The sequence below is a fragment of the Geomonas limicola genome, assembly GCF_014193675.1.
GTDB classification, from domain to species: Bacteria; Desulfobacterota; Desulfuromonadia; order Geobacterales; family Geobacteraceae; genus Geomonas; species Geomonas limicola.
The window spans coordinates 202720-225176 of sequence record NZ_BLXZ01000001.1; the positions used below are offsets into that span (position 1 = coordinate 202720).

The following is a 22457-nucleotide window of genomic DNA, read 5'->3' on the forward strand; positions in this document are numbered from 1 at the left end:
AGACATGAACCAGTTCATCCGTTTCGCACTGTTGTCGCTCACCTTTTCAACCCTTGCCGCCTGCGGTGGCGGAGGCTCGGGTGGAGCGGCCACCGGCCCGCAAAAAACCGCCACGGTAACGTTCGCCATCCTGGGGAACTACAGCTCACCCATCAGCGGGGTCTCCGTCAAGGCCCGGCTTCCCGAAGGGGTAAGCGTGGCCCTGGATGGGACGACGCATAACCTGCAGCAACCAGGGCTCTCCTCGGCCAAGGGGCTTGCCTTCGGCACCTACTCCGCCAGCATCCGCCAGGTGGACCTGGGGGTGGTCAACCTGAGCCAGAGCATCGGCTACGGCACCTTTGCCACCCTGCAGCTCACGGTCCAGCCCGGGTACACCTTGAGCGCCCAGAGCTTCCGGACCCTGAACACCCCGTTTCCCGGGTTCAAGGCGGTCGCCACCGACCCGAACCTCGGCGTGGTCACCACCGACAACACCTTGGCCGGGAGGATTACCCCCTCCTTGGACGTAACCTTCGGCTACTAGTGATACGGGGCGCGCACCCCGCTACCGTCTTCAGGAGCAGTTATGAACAACGTGGTATTCAAGACTCTGGTGCTCGGCATGCTTTGCCTGCTGGCCCCCTTAACCGCAGGCGCCGTGGTGGTCGATTCCCCCCACGGCAGTGCCGACGGGTACAGCTGCACCAACTGTCACACGGGCCATATCACGCTGGGGAGCACCGGGTTCAACAACATCTGCCTGACCTGCCACCGCCCCGGTGTCGCGGTCTCCGGGCGCAAACCGTTCGCCCCGGGCGATGCCGCCGACCCGTTCGGCCTCTACACCACGACCAGCCCGCAGCGGCTCTACCAGACCTCGCACCGCTGGGACGGCCTCGACACCGCCCCCTGGGCCGGGGCCCAGCCGCCGGTATTTGCCAGCATGACCGGGGTGCGCGGCCGCACCGGAGCGCAGATGGCCTGCGTGCGCTGCCACAACCAGCACGACAACTCGCTCCCGCCGTTTTTGAGGATGGCCAACGACCAGGACCAGATGTGCCTGGACTGCCACCGCAGCCGTAACCAGAGAAACCACGCCAGCGGCACCCATCCCGTCAACTTCGTGTATGGCGGTGCGGATTCCAAGGCCGTGTTGCGCCCGGCAGAGTACTTCAACCCGCCGGTGAACGCGAACCCCGCCAACGCCTCCTCGAACCTGGCTGCCAAGTTCAAGGGTGGGAAACTGGTCTGCTCCACCTGCCACGGGGTCCACTACGCCGACTCGAGCAGCGCGACCTTTGACTCCTACAGCTCCTCGAACGGGCTGAAAAAAGGTGACGGGTATCTCTTGCGCACCGACCTGCGCGGTCCCCAGGTGGCCATCGGCGCGCCGGACAACAGCAACATCTGCCTCAACTGCCACGCCGGGAAGAAGAACCACAACAACCATGGCCAGGACGTGCAGTGTACCGACTGCCACGGCGCCCACGTCGATCCGGGCAACGGCAGCGCCCCCAACAGTTTCCTGATCTGGCGTTACATGAACATCTCGAGCTTCGCCGGCAAGGTGCGCAACAAGCCGGTCTTCTCGAGCGCCACCTCGATCATGTCGGCAAACTTCAAGGATCCCAACGGTACCGGCATCTGCCAGGCCTGCCACGTGGTACCCGCCGGCGTCGCCCCTGCCCACGACCTCCCCAGCGCCCAGGCGCGGGACTGCGTGGTGTGCCACAACCACAACAGCCAGGTCGGCTCCTTCTCGGGAGGCTGCACCTCCTGCCACGGCTACCCGATCACCGCGAATCGGATCGGCGGCCCCGACGGCCTCGCCGCTCCGGCCACCGGCGCCCTCGGTGCCAGCCCGGCCAGCGCCGGCGCCCACGCTACCCACGTGACCGCACGCTCGATCCAGTGCCTTGCCTGCCACAACGGCTACACGACCACCCAGATGGGTAACGGGAAGATCGAGATGGGCTTCGGGGTTACGCCCCAGACCTGGAGCGGCTTCCAGTCGCAGGTCACCACCGGCACCATCTACGTGAACAGCAGCCTGAACGCCGGCTACAGCTGGAGCGCCCAGGCCGGCACCACCCTGAATCAGGCTCCCGGCCAGGCTATCAGCTGCAGCATCTACTGCCACGGCTCCACGCTTTCTGGCGGCAGCACCACCCGCCCGCAGTGGACCGGCTCGGGCCAGGCGCTCTGTGGCAGCTGCCACGGCGCAAGCGCCACCACGCCCCCCACCACCGGCGGCCACCTGCGCCACGCAGGAAGCGGCGCAACCGGGCTGGCTCTCGCCTGTGCCTCCTGCCACGGCTCCCCGGGCGCCACCGGTCACGTGGACGGCAGCGTCTCCTGGAACCTGAGCCCGCTCACCCCCCAGGGGGGCGCCGCCCAGTACCGCAGCCTCACGGTCGGCACCACCGGTCAGCCGGCACCCAGCGCGAGCTACGGGCAGTGCTCGAACCTCTACTGCCACGGCGGCAAAGCCGTCACCTGGGGCGGTCCGGCACTTCCCGCGGATTGCAGCGGCTGCCACGGCGGCCTCACTACCGGCCCCGACTACGCAAACGGCTCCCCCAAGGCCAACAGCCACGCCAAGCACGTGGTGACCAACGGCCTTACCTGCAACCTGTGCCACAGCTCCGTGGTGGACGCCTCCGGCGCCATCGTGAACCGCGCCCTGCACGTGGACCAGGTCTACGAAGTGCTCCAGGGAGGAAGCGCAAGCTTCAGCGTCAGCGTCGCGGGGAATGCCTCGACTGCCACCCAGTGCAGCAACATAAGCTGCCACGGCGGCACCGGCACCACAGCAACCTGGGGCCAGAGCCTCAACTGCCAGGACTGCCACAGCGCGGCAAGCGATCTGGACAACTTCAGCGGCAGTTTCTGGAACAACGGCATCGTCGGCAAGGTGAGCAGTTCCGAATGGCTTAGTACCGGCCACGGTGCAAGCGCCGCTTACCGTTCCGGCAACCCCGGGGCCAACTTCGGCCGCAACGGAAACCCGCGCCAGTGCGAGTTCTGCCACGATTCCAACGTTGCCCACAAGCTCTCCGGCAACCCCTTCCGGCTCCTGAACTACTCCTCGGCCGCCTGGGGCCGCAACCAGGTCTGCCAGAGCTGCCACGCCCCCGGCGCCACCGGGGTCAGCGCCAACGGATCCCTGATCAGCTCGAGCCTGAAGATCGGCTCCGCGCACCTCGGGGCCAAGCACGGCGCAGCCAACAGCGGCGGCCAGTTCTGCTGGGACTGCCACGACGCCCACGGCGACGGCAACGATTACATGATGCACACCCAGGTGGCGAAGAGCTCCGACCGCAGCAGCGGCGCTCCGACGGCAACCGTCGCCGTAAGCTTCACCCTGGCCACCCCCGGCGCGACAGCCTGGAGCGACTTCGTGAAACCTGGCCCGGCCTTCAACGGTATCTGCCAGGCCTGCCACACGAGCACCGCCCACTTCACGGCGAGTTCCTACGACGCCACCCACAACCCCGGCGGCAGCTGCGTCGCCTGCCACAACCACACCGGAAGCGGCAAAAACCTCGCCTTCGAACCGGGCGGCGCCTGCGACACCTGCCACGGCTACCCGCCCGCCCCGCGCAAGGTAACCGGGTCGCTCTCCTTCGGCGTCCAGGGTAGTTGGTCCAGCGCCCGCTTCGAGGATTACTCCGGTGGCGGCGGCGCCCACCTGGTCGCGGGACACATCCCGAAGAGCGCCAATGCGTCCCAGGGATGGAGCAACTGCCTCCCCTGCCACAACGGCGGGTCGGCCTCCCACACCACCGCTCAGCCGCTCAGGAGCCACGTGGAGAACGTGACGGTCAAGATCGACCAGCAGCTGCGCTTCTCCAACGACGTGCAGGCCATCTACAGCAGCGCGCGCCTCACCTCCGGCGGCACCAACAAGTCCGGCAGCTGCTTCAACGTAGCCTGCCACTTCGCGCCGACCCCGAAGTGGAGCATCGAGCGTTAAGAGCCAGCCGGCTTCGCCCCCTAGCGGGCGGCAACTACCTCCCCCTCCATGAGAGGGCGCCTCACAACAGGAAAGGCCGGGATCACTCCCGGCCTTTCCTGTTCCATCACCTGTCGCGCAGCGTTTAGAAGAGCTTGTTCCAGGTAAAGCTCACCCCGCTCCCCGACCGGCCGTTACGCACCGCACCCGAGTCCCAGACGTACCCCAGGTTGAAGGAGGAGTTGCCGAAAAAGGCCAGGTCGAGGCTCGCGGTACCCGCGACCGAGGTAGTCTCCCGGAACTGCACCCGGCCGTCATCCAGCGCGTTGGCCCGATCTGCCCAGAGGTAGGTCCCCGCCAGGGTCAGGTAGATGAAGAAGCAGAGTTCGCGGCGGTACCCCGCGCTTAGGATCGCGTAGTTGCTGACCAGGATATCGTCGTAGACCATCCCGGTATAGTGGGGCCGGGCGATGTCCTCGGCCTCCCCCGACAACGGCCCGCCGTTCAGACGGTAGGCATTGAAGCGGTCGCCGCGGTTGTGGTAGGTCGTGCCCCCGTAGGCGCTCGCCACCAGGCGGTTTTTTTCGGAGAGACCGGGCACGGGGCCGGCCGCGAACAGGTACCCGCTTACCTGCAGATAGTCCCGGTTAACGGGACCAGGGTTCAGGCGGGTACCCAGTTCCTGCCACTCCGCGCGCACCTGGTAGTCGGCGTCGCAGCCAGCCGCAAAGCCGTAGTGCGGCAGCTCCAGGAGGTTGCGGCGCAGCGCATCGTAGCGCACCCTCAGCTTGGTACCGTAGCTGAGCGTGTTGGGCGGCAGCAAAAGTTCCGGGTTGGTCTCGTGGCTGCGGGCCGCGTAGAAATACCCAACCGTGCCGAGCAGTTGCACCTTCAGGTCGTTGTCCACCTCGAGGGGTGCCACGGGAAGCCGCACCCCGGGCCCCAGAGAAAACGAGGCGCTCCCGTAGCTCACGGTGCTCGCGGTCACCTCACGGTTCTCGGCGAGCTCGGTCTGGGTCCCCGGCAGGGTGTAGTTCTCCAGGCGCCCCACCACTTCCAGAGGCCCCACTATCCTGCGGTCGTACTCAAGGTCGTTCACGAAGATGCTCACCACGTCCCGGGTGCGGGAATCCTCCCAGTAGTGCCTGAAGTACCCGGCGGCGATGGGGACACCGGTGGTGCGTCCCTGCCGGGGAAGCAGCAGGGTCCCCCCTAGGGTGAGGGCGGTCTGGTGGGCGCGGTCCGTGGCGGGGAGTGCAATGGAGTAGCCGTGAAAGTTGGTGGAACCGGCCTCGCCGGCAAGCGGGGTGTGGTAGACGGGGGACGCTGCGTCGGAAGGCGGATCGGCCGCCAGCACCGGTTGCCCGATGCAGCCTACCAGGAGCAGAAGCAGGAGCGCCGCTCGAACCAGCCGGCCCAAAGATACCTCACTGCCCGTTTCCTGAAGTTGACCGTTGCTCGCCATGATCCGCTCCGTCTCCATGAACGAAACCAGATCTGACTATAATGTGAGAATTCAAATTAGCAACCTGGGCAGGGAAACTGCCAGGGGAACCTCCCGCCCGGTGCCCTCCCCTCTCAGGACCGGTTTGCCCACCCCAGCGTCCGAAAATCTCACTTGACAGCCCTTGGTTATCACCTGATATAGTTATCACCAGATAACCAAGGAGGTCGTCATGGAGCGGCTCACCCCCCGTCAGCAGGAAGTCCTGGAGATCGTCACCGACTACATCGCCAGCAACGGCTATCCCCCAAGCCTCAGGGAGATCGGCAAGTGTCTCTCGGTATCCGGCACCCTGGGGGTCATGAAGCACCTGGAGGCCCTGGAAAAGAAGGGGTATCTGCGCCGGCAGGAGGGGAGTTCGCGCGGCATCGCGCTGTGCAACCAGGCCCAGGCGGCAAGCCTCCCCATCGTCGGCGTGGTCCGGGCCGGCGCGCTGCATCCGGCCATCGAGGACGTCGAGGGGCACTTCGCCATCGACAGCTCCCAACTCCGCTCCGGCGGCACCTTTTTCCTGCGCGTCAAGGGCGACTCGATGATCCACGCCCACATCAAGGAGGGGGATCTTGCCCTGGTGCGACCCCAGCCCACCGCGCTGAACCGGGACATCGTGGTGGCCATGGTCGGAGGCGAGGCGACCCTGAAGCGTTTTTACCGGGAGGGGAACCAGATCAGGCTGCAGCCGGAGAATCCCAACTACGAACCGATCATCGTCCGCGAGGAAGACGGGGAGCTTTCCATCGTGGGGAAAGTAGTTGGCATCTATCGGCAAATGGAGTAGGTTGATGCGCAGAGTCGCCGAAAGGGTGAAAGTTGCCGCCATTTTTGCGCCGGGCTCGAAGATCAAGCCGGTCTGGTTCGAGTGGCGCAGGCAAAAGCACGCGGTCACCGAGATGTCCTACTTCTGGAAGAGCCACGATGGCGCGGCGCTTAGGCTGCACTTCGCGGTGAGCGACGGCAGCAACCTCTTCGAGCTCATCTTCAACGCCACCGACCAGAACTGGACCCTGGAGGGGGTCGAAGGGCGCTGAAGCGGGCGCGTGCCCGGGGCATCGTGGCACCCCTCCCCCTGCTACCGGGAGAGCCCCACCGGCGACGCTGTCGTTCGCCCCCGAACAGCCGGAGCAGACCGTGGAAGCCCAGCGCATCATCCTGCACATCGATATGAACGCCTTCTTCGCCTCGGTGGAGCAGCAGGCAAACCCGGAATTGCGCGGCAAACCGATCGCCGTCACCGGGGCCGCCAAGCGTACCGTCATCACCACCTGTTCCTACGAGGCGCGCGCCTTTGGCGTGAAGACCGGGATGAATGCCTGGGAAGCACGCCAGATGTGCCCCCAGCTCATCTTCGTGGTGGGCAACAACCGCAAGTACACCTACACCTCCACTCAGATCATCAACATCATGCGGGAATACACCCCGATGGTGGAGGTCTTCTCCATTGACGAGGCCTTCCTCGACGTCACCGGTTCCCTCGCCATCTTCGGCTCGCCGGAGCGCATCGCTCACCTGATCAAGGCCCGCATCCGCCACCAGTTCGGCCTTACCTGCTCGATCGGCATCGCCCCCAACAAACTCCTCGCCAAGCTCGCCTCGGACATGCAAAAGCCCGACGGCCTCACCATCATCCCCCCCGAGGAGGTGCCGGCCATCATGGAGCGCATCCCGATCCGGGACCTTTGCGGCATCGGCGCCAAGACCGGGAAACAGCTGAGTGCTCTCGGCATAAAGACCTGCGGCGAGTTGGGCCGTTTTCCGGTGGAGATCCTCAAGCGCAAGTTCGGGGTGGTCGGGGTACGGTTGCAGCAGATGGGACGGGGGATCGACGATGCCCCCGTGGTACCCGAAGAGGAGGCCGAGGAGGTAAAAACGGTGGGGCACAGCACCACGCTGGACCGGGACATCAGCGACCCCGGTGAGATCAGGATGTACCTTCTGCAGCTCTCCGAAATGGTGGGGCGCCGGGCCCGGCGCTACCAGGTGGCCGGCAAGACGGTGACCGTGACCGTGCGCTACCCCGACTTCACCACCTTCTCGCGCCAGGAGAGCCACCCGGCCCATACCAACAACAGCGACGAGATCTACCAGGCGGCGCTGAAGATCCTGGAGGGGATCGAACTGGAGCAGCCGATCCGGCTTCTGGGGGTGCGCCTGAGCAACCTGCGCCAGCAGCAGGAGCAGCTCCCTCTCTTTGCCCAGGACCGTAAAAAGGCGCTTCTGGCAAGCGCCATGGACCAGGTGAACAACAGGTTCGGGGAGTTCTCGGTTACCTTCGGGAGCCTTTTGGGGAACGAGGGTGGTTCCAAGGTTATTTCACCGGCCTGGAAACCGGAGGGGCTGCGTAACGTCGACGTGGAGTGAGCGGCAGCGCTAGAACCCCGGCACCCCGGTTGGCACCTGGTCCCAGTAGGTGACTGCGCCGTTATGCCACTTGACGATCTGCACGCTCTCGTCCTGCGAGATCACGATGGCGATCGCCTCGTGGAGCCGCTGGCACAGGCGATAGGCCGCACGATGCCGGGTGCCCACCCCCTCGCTCAGCACCGGTTCGGTCCGGGCCCCCTCGGTGTCTAGCGCGTGTGCCACCATCCCCACGCTGTCGAGGTCACCCGAAATCACCCCGCCAAACCCCAAAAGCTCCTGCCGCTTCGAAATAACCACGGCACCGTCCACCGCGGAGAGCGCAGCGATGAAGTGGGCCACGTCGAATATCGCCTCGTCCAGAAGCGCGATCGAGTCGTTTTTGCTGGTCACGTAATCCTGCCAGCCGACCACCTTGTCGGGGTCTGCCGGGTCGCCGTGGATCTCGGCCATGGTGTTCATCACCTTGAGGGTCAGGGTCCGGAAACGCTGGCGCGATTCGAACTCGAGGAACTGGTACTTGATGGACATGTACCGGTTTTCCTTGAGGATCTCGGCGGTCATTTCCTCGGGGAGGTAGACCAGAAGCCCGCCGTGGTGTGAATTGCGGATCACGCTGATGATGCGGCGCACTGCCTGCTGCCCAAGGTAGCTGCCAAAGTCGGGATCGAGGTTGGCCCAGACCCGCCCCGACTCCTGCCGTGCCTTATGATGCAGCTCGAGGGTCTCGGAGTGCACCATGGCGAGGCTCTTGGCGATCCACTGGGAATTGAAGACGTCGAGGCTCGGGCAGTTGATCTGGCCGCCGTTTAGTGAAGCGATGATCTCGGAACCGATGCAGACCGAGATCTGCCCGGCGCCGGTCACGTAGACCACCAGGCAGACGGGAAGCGGCGGCGAGGTCTTGCGCCCCCCGTAGACTGCATGCATCCAGCGGGTGCCGGAGTGTAAAAGCCCCCAGATCTGCGCCCCGTCGTTGGGTGGCAGGGTGATGCCGATCAGGGTGCGGTAAAAGTCGGCGGCGGGCGCCAACCGGTGCAGCTCGTACTCGTTGAAGGGACGCAGCCGGGAGAAGATGAGCCGGTGCATTCCGGTGGGGGGCCCCTCCTCGGCGGGAAACAGGTGCGAGTCGCGGATAATCAGCCGGAACATGACCGGGCGCTCCTCCTCGCGCATCAGGCTCGCCTGGTAGCAGGTGGAAATTACCTGTTCCAGGACGGAGCGCTCCGGAAGCTGGAAGCCGCAGTCCGAATGCGACGGGCAGAGCCGTTCGACGAACGCAGGGTCCTGCCAACGCTCGAAAATGAAGGAAACCAGATCTTTGGGGTACGAATGTCCTGTTGCCACTGAACAGCTGTTGATTACTCGGTGTCCGCGCATCTGCCACTCCCTATAACCGCAAACGGTAGGCTGTACCCGTCGTGTAATTATCCAACGCCTTCGAGTGCCCTGTAAAGCTCATTTGTTTGATCTGATCAACTATGCCTCCGCCAAGCGGCGACGTAGCACCAAAACCTTAGCCATATCAAAGCGTGCCACCAGGGGTGCTCTGGAAACCGGCTGCGACCAAGGCAGCCTGAGCTGTCGGAAAAGCATACATCATTAAAGCCGCAGCGCCATCCTGCGGTCCTTTACATGCCCGTATCATTTTGCTAAGATGTGCGCCGTTTCTCTACCTGGAAAGGTTTGCAAATGTCCGAATTGACGCCGATGATGCGGCAGTACCTTGAAATAAAAGCCGACTACCCCGATACCATCCTGTTCTTTCGCATGGGCGATTTCTACGAGATGTTCCTGGACGACGCCGTCAAGGCGTCCCGCATCCTGGGGATCACCCTCACCTGTCGCAACAAGAGCTCCGACGGCCCCGAGATTCCCCTGTGCGGCGTCCCCTTCCACTCCTGCGCCCCCTATATCGCCAAACTGATCGAGGCGGGGGAGAAAGTCGCCATCTGCGAACAGACCGAGGACCCCAAACTCGCCAAAGGGATCGTGAAGCGCGAGGTGGTGAAAGTGGTCACCCCGGGCCTGGTCGTCGAGGACGCCTCGCTCTCTCCCAAGGAAAACAACTACCTCCTCGCCCTCTTCGAGGAGGAGAAGCGCTTCGGCCTTGCGTTTTTGGATCTCTCCACCGGGGAGTTTCGCATCACTGAACTTGCCGACCAGGCCGCGGCCCTCGCCGAGGTGACCTGCATCGGCCCCCGGGAGCTGATCCTCCCTGCCGGCTACCGGGACCCTGCCCAGGCGAAGGCGCTCGCCTCCATCACCGCGGGGCGCGCTCTCACCTACTTCGAGGAGTGGGTCTACGACAGCGACTACTGCAAGCGGCTCATCGCCAACCAGTTCAAGGGGGCGACGCCGGCCACCCTCGGCTGCGACGGGCTCCCGGTCGCGCTCATGGCGGCCGGTGCCGTGCTGCACTACCTGGTGGACACCCAGAAAGGGAACGCCCCCCACGTCACCTCGATCTCCAGCTACTTCGAGAGTGAGCACCTCTTGTTGGACGAGTCCACCCGGCGCAACCTGGAACTCACGGCCACCATCTCCGAGGGAAAGCGCAAGGGATCGCTCCTGGGGCTCATGGACCGCACCGTGACCGCCATGGGAGGGAGAAAGCTCAAGCAGTGGATCAACTACCCGCTCATGGACTTGAAGAAGATCGTCGAGCGGCAGGATGCGGTCGAAGAACTGCTTGGTCAGCCGGGCCTGAGAAGCGAGCTGCGCGACCTGCTCTCCGGGGTCTACGACCTGGAGCGCCTGAACGGGCGCATCAGCCTTGCCTCGGCCTCGGCGAAGGACCTGGCGGCGCTGAAGGGCTCGCTCTCGCGCATCCCGGGACTCAAGGAGCAGACCGCCGGCTCGGGCGCGAAGCTGCTCCAGGAGCTCAACGCCGGCACCGACCCGCTCGAGGACATCTGCTCCTTGATCGAGCGGGCCATCGTGGAGAATCCCCCGTTCGTGCTGCGCGAGGGGGGGATCATCGCCGACGGCTATAACGAGGAACTCGACGAGCTGCGGGCCATAAGCCGCGAGGGGAAAGGGTTCATCGCCCGCCTTGAGGCCAAGGAAAAGAACCGCACCGGGATCTCCTCCTTGAAGATCCGCTACAACAAGGTCTTTGGCTACTACATCGAGGTGACCAAGGCCAACGTCTCGGCCATCCCCGAGGACTACATCCGGCGCCAGACCCTGGCGAACGCCGAGCGCTACATCACGCCGGAGCTCAAGGAGTACGAAGAGAAGGTGCTGGGTGCCGAGGACCGGATCCGGGAGCTCGAGTTCGCACTGTTCCAGGAGGTTCGCGAGGCCGCGGCCGCCCAGGGGGAGCGGATCGCCCGTACGGCCGACCGGTTGGCCACCCTGGACGTCCTGGTGAGCCTCGCCGAACTGGCCCACGACCACGGCTACTGCCGCCCCGAGATCCACGAGGGGAGCGAGCTCTCGATCACCGAGGGGCGCCACCCGGTCATCGAGGAGATGCACTCCGGCGAGCGCTTCGTCCCAAACGACACCTTCCTGGATAACGGCGAAAACCAGCTGATCATCATTACCGGTCCCAACATGGCCGGTAAGTCGACCTTCATGCGTCAGGTGGCGCTCATCACCCTGATGGCCCAGATGGGAAGCTTCGTCCCGGCCGAGAAGTCACGCATCCCGCTGGTGGACCGCATCTTCACCCGGGTCGGCGCCTCGGACAACATCGCCCGCGGTCACTCGACCTTCATGGTGGAGATGATGGAATCGGCGGCCATCCTGCGCGGCGCCACCGCGAAGAGCCTGGTGATCCTGGACGAGATCGGGCGCGGCACCTCCACCTTCGACGGGGTCTCCATCGCCTGGGCCGTTGCCGAGTACCTGCACGACAACAAGCTGCACGCCGCCAAGACGCTCTTTGCCACCCACTACCACGAGCTGACCGAGCTCGCCGTGACCCGGCCGGGGATCAAGAACTTTAACATCGCGGTCCGCGAGTGGAACGAGCGCATCATCTTCTTAAGGAAGATCGTCCCCGGCGGCGCCTCGCACTCCTACGGCATCCAGGTAGCCCGGCTGGCGGGCCTGCCGCAGGCGGTCATCGAGCGGGCCAAAGAGATTCTCCTGAACCTGGAAAAGGGGGAGTACGTGGAAGGCGGACTCCCCCGCCTGGCGCGCGGCAAGCAGAAGTCGACACCCTCGCCGCAGCTCTCCCTGTTCGCGGCCCCCGACGACCAGCTCCGCGAGCGGCTGCGCAATGTCGAGGTAACCACCCTGACGCCGCTCGAGGCGCTCAACCTGGTCGACGAATTAAAGAGGATGCTCTAGCCGTGCCTTGATTGGCACAGGAGTCCATAACGCATGAAACGAAGGGAATTCCTTAAATACCTCGGGGTGAGCACCCCCTACCAGCACCTCATGCTGAACCGGCTCTTGGCGGCGCAGGGGGGGCTGCTCCTGGCCCAACTGCTCCCCTTGCCGCAGCTCGCCTGGGGGGCCGAAGGGGCCGTCCCGGTGACCGAGCTCAAGCACTGGTCCACCCCGGACTACACCCGGGTTTCGATCGGCCTGGAGCACGAGGTGAAATTCGAGTCGCACAAGATTCCCGGGCGGCTCTACCTGGACATCCACGGTGCCAAGGTGACGCCGGGGATCAAGGACCTCAACATCGGGGACGGGCTTTTGAAGAGCGTGCGTATCGCCCAGTACCGCGCCACCACGGCCCGCGTGGTCCTCGACCTGGACAGCATCAGGGACTACAAGATCTTCACCTTCTCGGACCCCTTCCGGATCATCGTGGACGTCAAGGGTGAGCGCCGCCAGGAGATCTCGGCGGCCAAGGGGGAGGTGCTGGAAAGCGGCAAACCCGAGACTGCCGCCAAACCGGAGAAACCCAAAGCCGAACCCGAGAAGGTCAAGGCGGCCGAGAAGCCTAAACAACCCAGCCAGTTCAAGCCGGGGAAGATCCGCAGGATCGTCGTCGACCCAGGACACGGCGGCCACGACCCCGGCGCCATGAGCCCCTCCGGCACCCGGGAAAAGGACATCGTCCTGCAGATCGGCCTCAAGCTGGCCCAAAAGATCCGCGAGGAGTTGGGGATCGACGTGGTAATGACCCGCTCGACCGACGTCTTCATCGAGCTGCAGGAGAGGACGGCCATCGCCAACAAGATGGGGGCCGACCTGTTCATTTCGATCCACGCCAACGCCTCCTTGAACCGGGGGGCCAACGGCATCGAGACCTACTACCTGAACCTCGCCAAGACCGAGAAGGTGGCCCAGTTGGCCGCCAAGGAGAACGGCACTTCGCTTGAAAAAGTCAGCGTCCTGCAGGCGGTGCTCTTCGACCTGATGGCCAACTACAAGCTGAACGACTCGGCACACCTGGCCGACGAGGTCCAAAAGGCTCTCTACAAGAAGGCGCTCACCGGCTACCCGAGCGTGAAGAACCTGGGGGTGAAGCAGGGTCCCTTCTACGTCCTGGTGGGTGCCACCATGCCGAGCATCCTGGTGGAAACCGCCTTCGTCAGCAACGAGAAGGACGAGCAGAAGCTCAAGGACCCTCAGTACCAGGACCTGACGGCCGACGGGATCCTCTCTGGCATCAGAGGGTACATCGCCTCGCTTAAGTAGTCGCCACGTGACCGCACGCAACGAGGCCGCCCGGTCACTCCGGACGGCCTCGTTTTTTTCTCACCGTTCTCAGGTGCGCTGCGATCACCTGGTCCAACTGGCCTCGCTAGCCACTCACCCCGTACCGTTCCAGGTAGCTCACCAGCCGTATCACCCCTGCCGTGTCATCCAAGAGTTCGAGAGGGCGCTTACCATCGAACGCGCCGTTCACGCTCAAAAGCCATTTTTTCGCGTCTTCCATGGACCAATCGAGGATGTTCCCCAAGCTACAGTACAGGCGCCTCAGCTGCTGTGGATAGGTATCATCCTCCTCCCCTTCGGCCCCGATGCCCATCCGTTCTGCGGTTTCGCCGGCAATCCCCATACTTTGTTCAAGTGCCTGAGCGACCTTTTCCTGAGCCAACCCCAGGGATCGGGCCGTGGCGAGTACCGCCTGCGCCAGTATTAACGCCCGGTCCGCCTCACGAACTGTCGCGTCCAGCATGGTCCCTCCCCTATTCCCATTCTGTCCTGTCCGAAATCAACAGCACTGAATATTAATAGAGGCTAATTCATGGCAGTCAACCCGAAAAAAGCCTGAGAGGGGGGGATCTAGCGAATAATCCGACAAGGCCCAAGTTCAGGAGCCCGTATTACGCAAGGTAGGCAGGAGTGCCGGGGCAGTCGCGCTGCGGGCCACTGGGAGGGTCCTGGAAGCCCCTTCTCTCGTTATTTTGCCTTTATCCCCTTTATCCCCTTCATCCCTGTTAAAAAAGCCCGCCCCGGTTTCACTCCGGAGCGGGCTTTCTTGTTCCTTGCAGCTGGCAGGTTTATCCCCTGATGGTGGCGATGGCGCGCTCGACACGCTTCCTGGTTTCGGCCATGCCGAAAACCACGATCATGTCGAAGATTCCGGGAGACGCCGTGGTCCCGGAGAGAGCCAGACGCACCGCGGGGCCTATCCCCCCCAGTTTGATCCCTTTCTCCTCGCAGATTTCCTTGAAGACGGCTTCCACCGACTCCAGGGTCAGTTCCGGCAGGGCCTCAAGCTTCGCGATGAGGAGTTCCAGAAGCGCCGGGGTTTCCGGGGTGAAGTTCTTAGCGGCCCCTTTTTCGTCGTAGGCGAAGTCGTCACGGTAGTAGAAGACGGCGCCGTCGGCCAACTCGAGCATCGTCTTGGCGCGCTCCTGCAGGGTCTTCACCACGGCAACCAGGTCCGGCCCTTTCGAGGGATCAACCTCGCGCTCCTTGAGGAACGGAGTCACCAGGTCGGCCAGGCGTACCGGGTCGCCGGTCTTGATGTAGTGGGCGTTCAGCCAGATCAGTTTGTCGGTGTTGAAGACGCTGGGTGAGCGCCCCACGTTCTCGATGGAGAACTTCTCGACCAGTTCGTCGATGGAGAAGATCTCGTCGTCGCCATGGCTCCACCCCAGGCGCACCAGGTAGTTCACCAGCGCTTCCGGCAGGTACCCCATGTCGCGGTAAGCCATGACGCTGGTAGCGCCGTGCCGCTTGGAGAGGCGGGCCTTGTCGGCACCGAGGATCATCGGGACGTGGGCGAAGGTCGGAATCGGCGCCCCGAACGCCTCATAGAGCAGGATCTGGCGCGGCGTGTTGTTCACATGGTCGTCGCCACGGATCACCATGGTCATCTGCATGCTGATGTCGTCGATGACCACCACGAAGTTGTAGGTCGGAGTGCCATCGGTGCGCTGGATGATCAGGTCGTCCAGTTCGTTGTTTTCAAAGGAGATCCGCCCCTTGATGGCGTCATCCCAGGAGGTGGCACCTTCCTTGGGCGTGCGGAAACGCACCACGTAGGGACGCCCGTCGTCATCCTGCGGCGGCAGATCACGGCAGGTACCGTCGTACTTCGGTTTGCCGCCTTCCTGCATCGCCTTCTCGCGCTTGGCCTCCAGTTCTTCCGCCGAGCAGTAGCACTTGTACGCCTTCCCCTCGGCGAGCAGCTGCTGCACCTTCTCCTTGTAGAGCGGGAAGTAATCGGTCTGGTAAAAGGGCCCCTCGTCCCAGTCGAGCCCGAGCCAGGTCATCCCCTGCAAAATGGCATCCACCGATTCCTGGGTGGAGCGCTGAACGTCGGTATCCTCGATGCGCAGCACGAAGGTACCCTTGAGCTTGCGGGCCAAAAGCCAGTTGAACAGCGCGGTGCGCGCCCCGCCCACGTGGAGGAAACCGGTGGGACTCGGAGCGAAACGCAGTCGTACGTTAGACATGAGCGACTCCTTTGAAGTTGGTGCAGTATTCATTTCTCACAGCCAAAACCTCCCGCCCAGGTGAACAGGCAAAAAGTGAGCTGGCTGAAAATTTCGCCATCGGTACGGCAGTCGTTCCCTACTGCTCGCCGGACTCCTCGTCGTCGTGCTGCGGGGCCTTCTCGCCCGGGATCCGGTACCCTTCGCTGGCCCAGGTCCCCAGATCGATCATCTTGCAGCGCTCCGAGCAGAAGGGACGAAACGGGTTGCCGGTCAGCTGGGCTTCTTTCCTGCAGTGCGGACATTTTACGGTCTGTATGGAACTCACCCTTTTTACCCCCTTTAAACAAATACCTCCAGCACAATTTGGCCTGGAGGGTAGGTACGTCGTGTATTCGTTACGTTTTACTGCCAAAAACTAGCTGATCTGGTACTTCCTTTCGTAAAACTGCAGGGCGCGCTTTACGCGGGTGATCAGGGTCCCTTCCTTGACAGGTTTCTCGATGAAGTCGAAGAAGCCTCGTTCGAAGGCGCGCACCTCGTCCTCGGGATGTACCGAGCTGGAGATGAGGATTACCGGGATCGCCTTGAGCTCCGGGACGCTGCGCAGCGCCTCGAAGAGGCCGTAGCCGTCCAGCTTGGGCATGTACAGGTCGGTGATTACCACCTGGGGCCGTTCGGTGAGAACAGCCTTGTAGGCCTCGAGGCCATCCGAGGCGAAGACGACCCGGTACCCTTGCCGGCTCAGGAAGTCGCCGAACATGGTCCCGATCAGCTTGTCGTCCTCGACCACCAGGACCGTCGTGGTGGTACTCTTCGAGACGTCCTTTTGCAGGTAGTTCCTGCAGATGGCGGCGTAGATCTCGTTGCGGGTGGCGATGAACGGAACGATGGTCAATCCGTGGTTTGCCGCGATGTTCTTCACGATCCGCGTCTCAGTAGGATCAGCCATGGCGAGGGCCAGGCGCTTGTTATCCAGCTTGAGCGGGAAGATGTGGTTCTGCATCGCGACATCGACGGAGATGATCGAGAGGAGCTCGGGAGCGAAGGCGAATCCGGCGAAGTTGCTGGCCACCCGGCAGCCGTACTGGGTAGCCAGCGCGGCAGCGAGTTCCTCCCCGGTCACCAGTTCGAGCTCTTCCAGAAGGGTTCCGAAGCGCTTGTTGAGACGCTGGGAAATCTTCAACATCCGGGCCACCGTCTTCTCGGACAATGTGCCGTTTTCTATAAAGATTTCGCCTAGTTTCTTACGCTTTTCCATCAGCCCCCCTCCGTCAGGAATAACTGTAGCATCCCGAAGGTAAAAGTCATTCCAGCCAGTGAAAAAACGCTAATCCGGCAGCACCGCAGCGCCCTTGCCGAACTTGGCGGCCATTTCCAGGGCTTCCGACTTGGTGAGCTTGTGACCGACCCGCAGCCGGTACCAAAGCCCCTTGTCAGGGAGCCGCGACTCGACGAGGTAGGCTGCCGTCCCCTTTTCGGTGAGTTTTCCCTGGGCCGACAGAGCCTCCTGTTTATCACGGTAGGAGGCGAGCTGAACCACGTAACGGATGTTGTCCGCCTTGGCGTCAGCTGCAGGGGCCGCGGCGGGCGCTGCAGGCCCGGCAGCAGGGGCGACCGGGGCCGCGGGAGCTGCCGCGGCCGGCGCGGTTTCATGAGGTGCACCTGCCGGCTCGGGCTTTTTAAGGTTGAGGCCGGTCCCGATGGCCCCCTTGCCCCCGGCAGGAAGGGTCTTGTAGAAAGTGAGCGGCACGTCGGGCTTGGGTGCGCTCGCCTCGGCAGCCGGGGCAGCCGGAGCATCCTTCTTCACCGCAGGGGCGACCACCACCGGCTGCGGCTTTCTAAGCCCCTTCACGTACCATCCCGCACCGAAACCGGTCCCGAAAACAGCGGTAAAGGCAAGGAACCACTTCAGGAAGATCAGGGGGCCAGACTCGCGTCGCGGGCGGTTCTTCGCCACCGGACGCCGTTCAAAGGTAGTCTGTTCCCGCCCTCCCCGTTTGTCGCTGTAATCACGCACGTTCTAGCACTCCCGATCCTACATCCGCTCCGGCGCCGAAATACCGAGAACGGTCAGGGCATTCTTAAGGACGGTGGCTACCCCGTCGAGCAGGAACAGGCGCGCCTGGCTCAACTGCGGCTCTTCGGGGATGATCACCCGGCTCTTGTTGTAGAAGCTGTGGAACTCGCCGGCCAACTCCTGCAGGTAATAGGTGATGCGGTGCGGTTCGAAGTTGACTGCCGCTCCTTCCAGGATCTCGGGGTAGAGGGAGAGTTTCTTGATGAGTGCGAGGTCCTCGGCACTCTCCAAGAGCTCCAGCTTGAGCGCGCTGAAATCGGGAGCCAGGCCACGCTCGCGGGCGGTTTCGAAGATACTCCGGATCCTGGCGTGCGCGTACTGTACGTAGTAGACCGGGTTGTCGGCGCTCTGCCGTTTGGCGAGCTCCAGGTCGAAGTCGAGCTGGCTGTCGGAGCGGCGCATCAGGAAGAAGAAGCGAGCCGCGTCGCGCCCCACCTCGTCGACGACTTCCTTCAGGGTCACGAACTCGCCGCTTCTGGTGGACATGGCGACCGGGACGCCGTCACGCAGCAGCGAGACGAGCTGCACCAGGATGATCCCCAGATCGTCGGCCTTTCTCCCCAGCCCCTGGACCACCCCTTTCAGGCGCGGCACGTAACCGTGGTGGTCGGCGCCCCAGACGTCGATAACCCAGTCGAAGCCCCGCTCGAACTTGTCGCGGTGGTAGGCGATATCCGAGGCGAAATAGGTGGTGACCCCGTTACTGCGTACCACGACACGGTCCTTGTCGTCGCCGTAGTCGGTGGTGCGGAACCAGAGCGCGCCGTCCTGCTCGTAGATGAGCCCCTTGTCCTGCATCTCCTTGATGGCCGAGGGTACCTTGCCGTCGTCGAAGAGCGACTGCTCGGAGAACCAGTGATCGAGCACCACGCCGAAGTCCCTGAGGTCGAGGTCGATACCGTGCAGAATCTGGTCGCCGCCCAGCTTGGCGAAGTAGGCGACACCCTCCTCCTGCGGAGCGTTCAGGTACCGGTCTCCCACCTTGGCGATGGCATCGCGGGCGATGTCCTTGATGTAGTCCCCCTGGTAGCAGTTTTCCGGGAACTCGATCTTCTCGCCCAAAAGCTCGCGGTAGCGCAAAAGGCCGGAAAGCCCCAGGGTGTTCATCTGGTTGCCGGCGTCGTTTATGTAGTATTCCTTCTGCACGTCGAAACCGGCCGCCTTCAAAAGCGAGGCGACGGCATCGCCGGTAGCGGCACCGCGCCCGTGGCCGATGTGCAGCGGGCCGGTCGGGTTCGCGCTGACGAATTCGACCTGCACCTTCTTGCCGGCCCCGACCGTGCTCTTGCCGAACTCGGAGCCCTGCTCTGCTATCAGGGCAAGCGTCTTTCTCCAGGCGCTGTCCTTGATGAAGAAATTGATGAAGCCCGGGCCCGCGACTTCCAGCTTCCCGATGAGCTCGGAAGACCCCGAGAGCTTGTTCACGATGATCTCGGCGATGGCGCGCGGCGCCTTGCGTTCCTGCTTGGCCATCTGCATCGCCACGTTGCTGGCAAAGTCCCCATGTTCGGCGTGCGCCGGCTTCTCGATCGCGATGGCCGGAACCACACCCGAGCTGAGCGTGCCGTCGGCGAAACACCCTTCGATTCCCTTAAGGATGCATGCGCGCAGCTGCTCCTTCATAGCTTCCCCCCCTTATCCTTGTCTACTTCCGTCTCCGGCAGATCCTTTATGGTGACGTCCCTGGTGAAGTCCGGGCAGCGGGCTCCGCCGTCGGCTACCGAAAACTTCTTGGCGCAGTGCTCGCGCCAGGCACATACCACGCAGTGCTGTCTGCCTACGGAAGCGGTCATATGGATACCTCAAGTAAAGTAACGAGGGGCGCCGCAACGCCCCCCTGGTGTGTAATTTGAATTACGGTTTCGTCGGTTTGCCTGTCGGCGCACCATCTTTGGGTGACACAGCCGGCTGGCCCTTCTTCTCGGCCTGCCCCGCCCCGCTCCCCTTCTCCTGGGCCGGGAACTGGTAGATCACCTCGTTGCCGCGCACCAGGCCGAAATCGCGGCGCGCGATGCTCTCCAGGTACCGGCGGTCCGACTGCAGCGCGGTGATCTCGCGCCTGAGCCGGTCGTTCTCGGTCTTCAACTCCAGCAGCTTCTGCTGCATGTCGTCGCGGTCCCGGTGCAGGTGGTTAATGCGCAAAAGACCGCGGTCACCGAAAACGGTGAAGTAGAGGATGAAGATGATGACCGCCGCAGGGGTGAGGTAAAACCGTTTTTGCATGCCTACCCCGCAGCGAGGACGGAGGAGAAATACTCAATAGTCTGCTTCAGCCCGTCTTCGACGTTGACCGTCGGCTCCCAGTCCAGCATCTTCTTGGCCAGCGTAATATCCGGGCGGCGCTGCTTGGGATCGTCCGCCGGCAGCGGGCGGAACACGATGCGCGAACTGGAGCCGGTAAGGGCGATGATCTTCTCGGCGAACTCGAGGATGGTGGTCTCGCAGGGGTTACCGAGGTTGACCGGCCCGGTGAAGTCCGGGCACTCCATCATGCGCAGCATCCCTTCTACCAGGTCCGAGACGAAGCAGAAGGAGCGGGTCTGCTCTCCCTTGCCGTAGACGGTGATGTCTTCTCCCCTCAAGGCCTGCAGGATGAAGTTGGAGACCACGCGGCCGTCGTTTTCCGCCATGCGCGGACCGTAGGTATTGAAGATCCTGATGATCCTGACATCGACGTTGTTCTGGCGGTGATAGTCCATCATGAGCGTCTCGGCGACGCGTTTCCCCTCGTCATAGCAGCTGCGCGGCCCCAGGGTGTTCACGTTGCCCCAGTACGACTCGTTCTGGGGGTGCACCTGCGGGTCGCCGTACACCTCGGAGGTCGAGGCCTGCAGGATCCTCGCCTTCACCCTCTTGGCAAGTCCCAGCATGTTGATGGCCCCCATCACACTGGTCTTGGTGGTCTTCACCGGGTTGTACTGGTAGTGGATCGGCGAGGCCGGGCAGGCCAGGTTAAAGATCCGGTCCACCTCGAGGAGGATCGGTGTCGTCACGTCGTGACGGATCAACTCGAAGCGCGGGTTGTCCAGGAGTTTGGAGAGGTTGCGCTTGCTGCCGGTGAAGAAGTTGTCGAGGCACAGGACGTCGTGCCCTTCGTTCACCAGTCTTTCGCACAGATGTGATCCAATGAAACCGGCACCGCCGGTCACAAGCATACGCATGACAACCCCCCGAAAAACGCGTTCTACGTTCTATGTTCCAGCTGCTACGTTCTCAAGTTTCCCGCGGTGCGTACCGGTTCGTTTAGTAACCAGGTGCACGTGGGTGGCATCTCAGCCCGAACTGGTCAATGAAAGGCTGCTCTCAAGCTCCCACACCTCAACAGAGAAGGTAGAGCAGGGAACCGATTTTGTTACTCGCAGCAGGCCCCTTTGCCGTTTCTGCCGATGGGCAGGTACTCGAAGTCCTCGAGCTTCATCCGGTGGGGCTGGTACAGATTCCGGCCGTCGAAGATGAGCGGGTTGATCAGCAGCGACTTGATCCGGTCGAAGTCCGGGTTGCGGTACTCGTTCCACTCGGTGATGATCACCAGCGCGTCGGCACCCTTGAGGATGTCGTACTGGTTGTGGCTATAGCCGATGCGCTCGCCGAAAACCTTCTTGGCCTCCTTGATAGCCTCCGGGTCGTGCGCACGCACCTCGGCGCCCAGTTCGAGCAGCGCATCGATGATGGTGACCGAGGGTGCCTCGCGCATGTCGTCGGTGCGCGGCTTAAAGGAGAGCCCCCAGGTGGCGATGACCTTCCCGGCCAAGGGCTTCGGGCCGCCATTGCCCAGGCGCGCCGCGATCTTGTCGGGAAGCACCCGTTTCTGGCGGGCGTTGGCCTCTTCAACCGCCTTCAGGAGGATGAAGTCGTAGTCGCACTCCTCGGCGGTCTTGGCGAGGGCTTTGACGTCTTTGGGGAAGCAGGACCCGCCGTACCCCACACCCGGGAACAGGAAGTCGTAGCCGATGCGCGAATCCGAGCCGATCCCTTCCCGGACCGCCATGACGTCGGCGCCCATCAACTCGCAGAGGTTGGCTATCTGGTTCATGAAGGTGATCTTGGTCGCCAGCATGGCGTTGGCCGCGTACTTGGTCATCTCGGCGCTGCGGATGTCCATGGTGATCAGGCGGTTGGACTTCCTCATGAAGGCCGAGTAGAGCTCCTTCATGATCTCGGCGGTCCGCACGTTGTCGGTGCCGATCACCACCCGGTCCGGCTTCATGAAGTCGTCGATGGCCGCCCCTTCCTTGAGGAACTCCGGGTTGGAGACCACGTCGAACTCGATGTCGACCCCACGCTTCGCCAGTTCCTCGGCCACGGCGACCCGGACCTTGTCCGCGGTCCCGACCGGTACGGTGGACTTGTCCACGATGATCTTGAAGCTTTCCATGTGCTGGCCGATGGAGCGCGCCACGTTGAGGACGTACTGCAGGTCGGCGGAACCGTCGGCCCCCGGGGGGGTACCTACCGCTATGAAATTGACCAGCGACTCCTTGACGGCAGCCTCCAGGTCGGTGGTGAAGGAAAGCCTCCCCTCCTCGCAGTTGCGCAGCACCAGCTCTTTAAGTCCCGGCTCGTAGATGGGAATCACGCCCCGCTTGAGACCCTCGATCTTCTCCTGGTCGACGTCGACACAGATGACATTGTTGCCACTTTCGGCAAAACAGGTACCAGCCACCAGACCGACGTAACCAGAACCGATAACACAGATTTTCATAGCGAAACGACCTCCGCTGAAGCGAAATGTATGAAGTCCTCCAGGTACCTGCCTAAGCCGTGACAGGATCGCATGGT

General features: G+C 63.2%; 19 protein-coding genes. 7 read left to right on the top strand and 12 right to left on the bottom strand.

Annotation, left to right across the window (positions count from 1 at the left end; translation table 11 throughout):
* The first annotated feature begins 4 nt into the window (after window positions 1-4).
* Both H7688_RS00800 and H7688_RS00805 read left to right on the top strand, forming a co-directional pair.
* Window positions 5-526 carry a hypothetical protein gene (locus tag H7688_RS00800; RefSeq protein ID WP_183359124.1) on the top strand — a complete coding sequence of 174 codons (522 nt, stop codon included), beginning with the start codon at window positions 5-7 and terminating at the stop codon, window positions 524-526.
* A gap of 42 nt (window positions 527-568) precedes the next feature.
* Complete coding sequence (locus tag H7688_RS00805) at window positions 569-3958, top strand: CxxxxCH/CxxCH domain c-type cytochrome (RefSeq protein WP_183359125.1); 3390 nt, start codon at window positions 569-571, stop codon at window positions 3956-3958.
* Window positions 3959-4082: 124 nt separating this feature from the next.
* Here H7688_RS00805 and H7688_RS00810 read toward each other — a convergent pair whose 3' ends face one another.
* A complete protein-coding gene (locus tag H7688_RS00810) occupies window positions 4083-5402 on the bottom strand; it encodes a porin (protein ID WP_183359126.1) in 1320 nt (439 codons plus the stop codon).
* A 211-nt stretch (window positions 5403-5613) separates the two neighbouring features.
* On the opposite strand from H7688_RS00810, the gene lexA reads away from it, so the two are divergent.
* The 3 genes from lexA to dinB all read left to right on the top strand — a co-directional run bounded on the left by lexA (window position 5614) and on the right by dinB (window position 7799).
* Window positions 5614-6219 carry a transcriptional repressor LexA gene (gene lexA, locus H7688_RS00815; RefSeq protein ID WP_183359127.1) on the top strand — a complete coding sequence of 202 codons (606 nt, stop codon included), beginning with the start codon at window positions 5614-5616 and terminating at the stop codon, window positions 6217-6219.
* A 4-nt stretch (window positions 6220-6223) separates the two neighbouring features.
* Window positions 6224-6469, top strand: a complete 246-nt coding sequence (locus H7688_RS00820) for a hypothetical protein (protein WP_183352656.1) — start codon at window positions 6224-6226, stop codon at window positions 6467-6469.
* 100 nt (window positions 6470-6569) lie between these two features.
* Window positions 6570-7799: a DNA polymerase IV gene (gene dinB, locus H7688_RS00825; RefSeq protein WP_183359128.1), complete on the top strand. Its 1230-nt coding sequence runs from the start codon at window positions 6570-6572 to the stop codon at window positions 7797-7799.
* Between the two features lie 9 nt (window positions 7800-7808).
* Here the strand turns inward: dinB and H7688_RS00830 are convergent, their stop codons facing one another.
* A complete protein-coding gene (locus H7688_RS00830) occupies window positions 7809-9146 on the bottom strand; it encodes a putative sensor domain DACNV-containing protein (protein WP_246329664.1) in 1338 nt (445 codons plus the stop codon).
* Between the two features lie 345 nt (window positions 9147-9491).
* Here H7688_RS00830 and mutS point away from each other — a divergent pair, with 345 nt between their 5' ends.
* Complete coding sequence (gene mutS, locus H7688_RS00835) at window positions 9492-12101, top strand: DNA mismatch repair protein MutS (RefSeq protein ID WP_183359130.1); 2610 nt, start codon at window positions 9492-9494, stop codon at window positions 12099-12101.
* Window positions 12102-12134: 33 nt separating this feature from the next.
* Window positions 12135-13406 (top strand): N-acetylmuramoyl-L-alanine amidase, encoded by a 1272-nt coding sequence (locus H7688_RS00840; protein ID WP_183359131.1) that lies wholly within the window; start codon window positions 12135-12137, stop codon window positions 13404-13406.
* Between the two features lie 106 nt (window positions 13407-13512).
* Here H7688_RS00840 and H7688_RS00845 read toward each other — a convergent pair whose 3' ends face one another.
* The 10 genes from H7688_RS00845 to H7688_RS00890 form a co-directional block, all read right to left on the bottom strand.
* Entirely contained in the window at window positions 13513-13890 is a 378-nt protein-coding gene (locus H7688_RS00845) for an antitoxin Xre/MbcA/ParS toxin-binding domain-containing protein (RefSeq protein WP_183359132.1), read from the bottom strand.
* Window positions 13891-14215: 325 nt separating this feature from the next.
* On the bottom strand, window positions 14216-15619 hold the full coding sequence (gene gltX, locus H7688_RS00850) for a glutamate--tRNA ligase (RefSeq protein ID WP_183359133.1): 1404 nt from the start codon (window positions 15617-15619) through the stop codon (window positions 14216-14218).
* Window positions 15620-15737: 118 nt separating this feature from the next.
* Window positions 15738-15926 (bottom strand): DNA gyrase inhibitor YacG, encoded by a 189-nt coding sequence (locus tag H7688_RS00855; protein WP_183359134.1) that lies wholly within the window; start codon window positions 15924-15926, stop codon window positions 15738-15740.
* A gap of 90 nt (window positions 15927-16016) precedes the next feature.
* Window positions 16017-16859: a response regulator gene (locus H7688_RS00860; RefSeq protein ID WP_183359135.1), complete on the bottom strand. Its 843-nt coding sequence runs from the start codon at window positions 16857-16859 to the stop codon at window positions 16017-16019.
* Between the two features lie 69 nt (window positions 16860-16928).
* Complete coding sequence (locus H7688_RS00865) at window positions 16929-17618, bottom strand: SPOR domain-containing protein (protein ID WP_183359136.1); 690 nt, start codon at window positions 17616-17618, stop codon at window positions 16929-16931.
* An 18-nt stretch (window positions 17619-17636) separates the two neighbouring features.
* A complete protein-coding gene (gene argS, locus H7688_RS00870; RefSeq protein ID WP_183359137.1) occupies window positions 17637-19301 on the bottom strand; it encodes an arginine--tRNA ligase in 1665 nt (554 codons plus the stop codon).
* Window positions 19298-19471, bottom strand: coding sequence for a hypothetical protein (locus H7688_RS00875; protein WP_183359138.1), 174 nt, complete (start codon window positions 19469-19471; stop codon window positions 19298-19300). Before H7688_RS00875 ends, argS begins: the two co-directional genes overlap by 4 nt.
* A 61-nt stretch (window positions 19472-19532) precedes the next feature.
* Complete coding sequence (locus H7688_RS00880; protein ID WP_183359139.1) at window positions 19533-19901, bottom strand: FtsB family cell division protein; 369 nt, start codon at window positions 19899-19901, stop codon at window positions 19533-19535.
* A 2-nt stretch (window positions 19902-19903) separates the two neighbouring features.
* Window positions 19904-20839 carry a UDP-glucuronic acid decarboxylase family protein gene (locus H7688_RS00885; RefSeq protein WP_183359140.1) on the bottom strand — a complete coding sequence of 312 codons (936 nt, stop codon included), beginning with the start codon at window positions 20837-20839 and terminating at the stop codon, window positions 19904-19906.
* Window positions 20840-21030: 191 nt separating this feature from the next.
* Window positions 21031-22380, bottom strand: coding sequence for a UDP-glucose dehydrogenase family protein (locus H7688_RS00890; RefSeq protein WP_183359142.1), 1350 nt, complete (start codon window positions 22378-22380; stop codon window positions 21031-21033).
* Window positions 22381-22457: the final 77 nt, after the last annotated feature.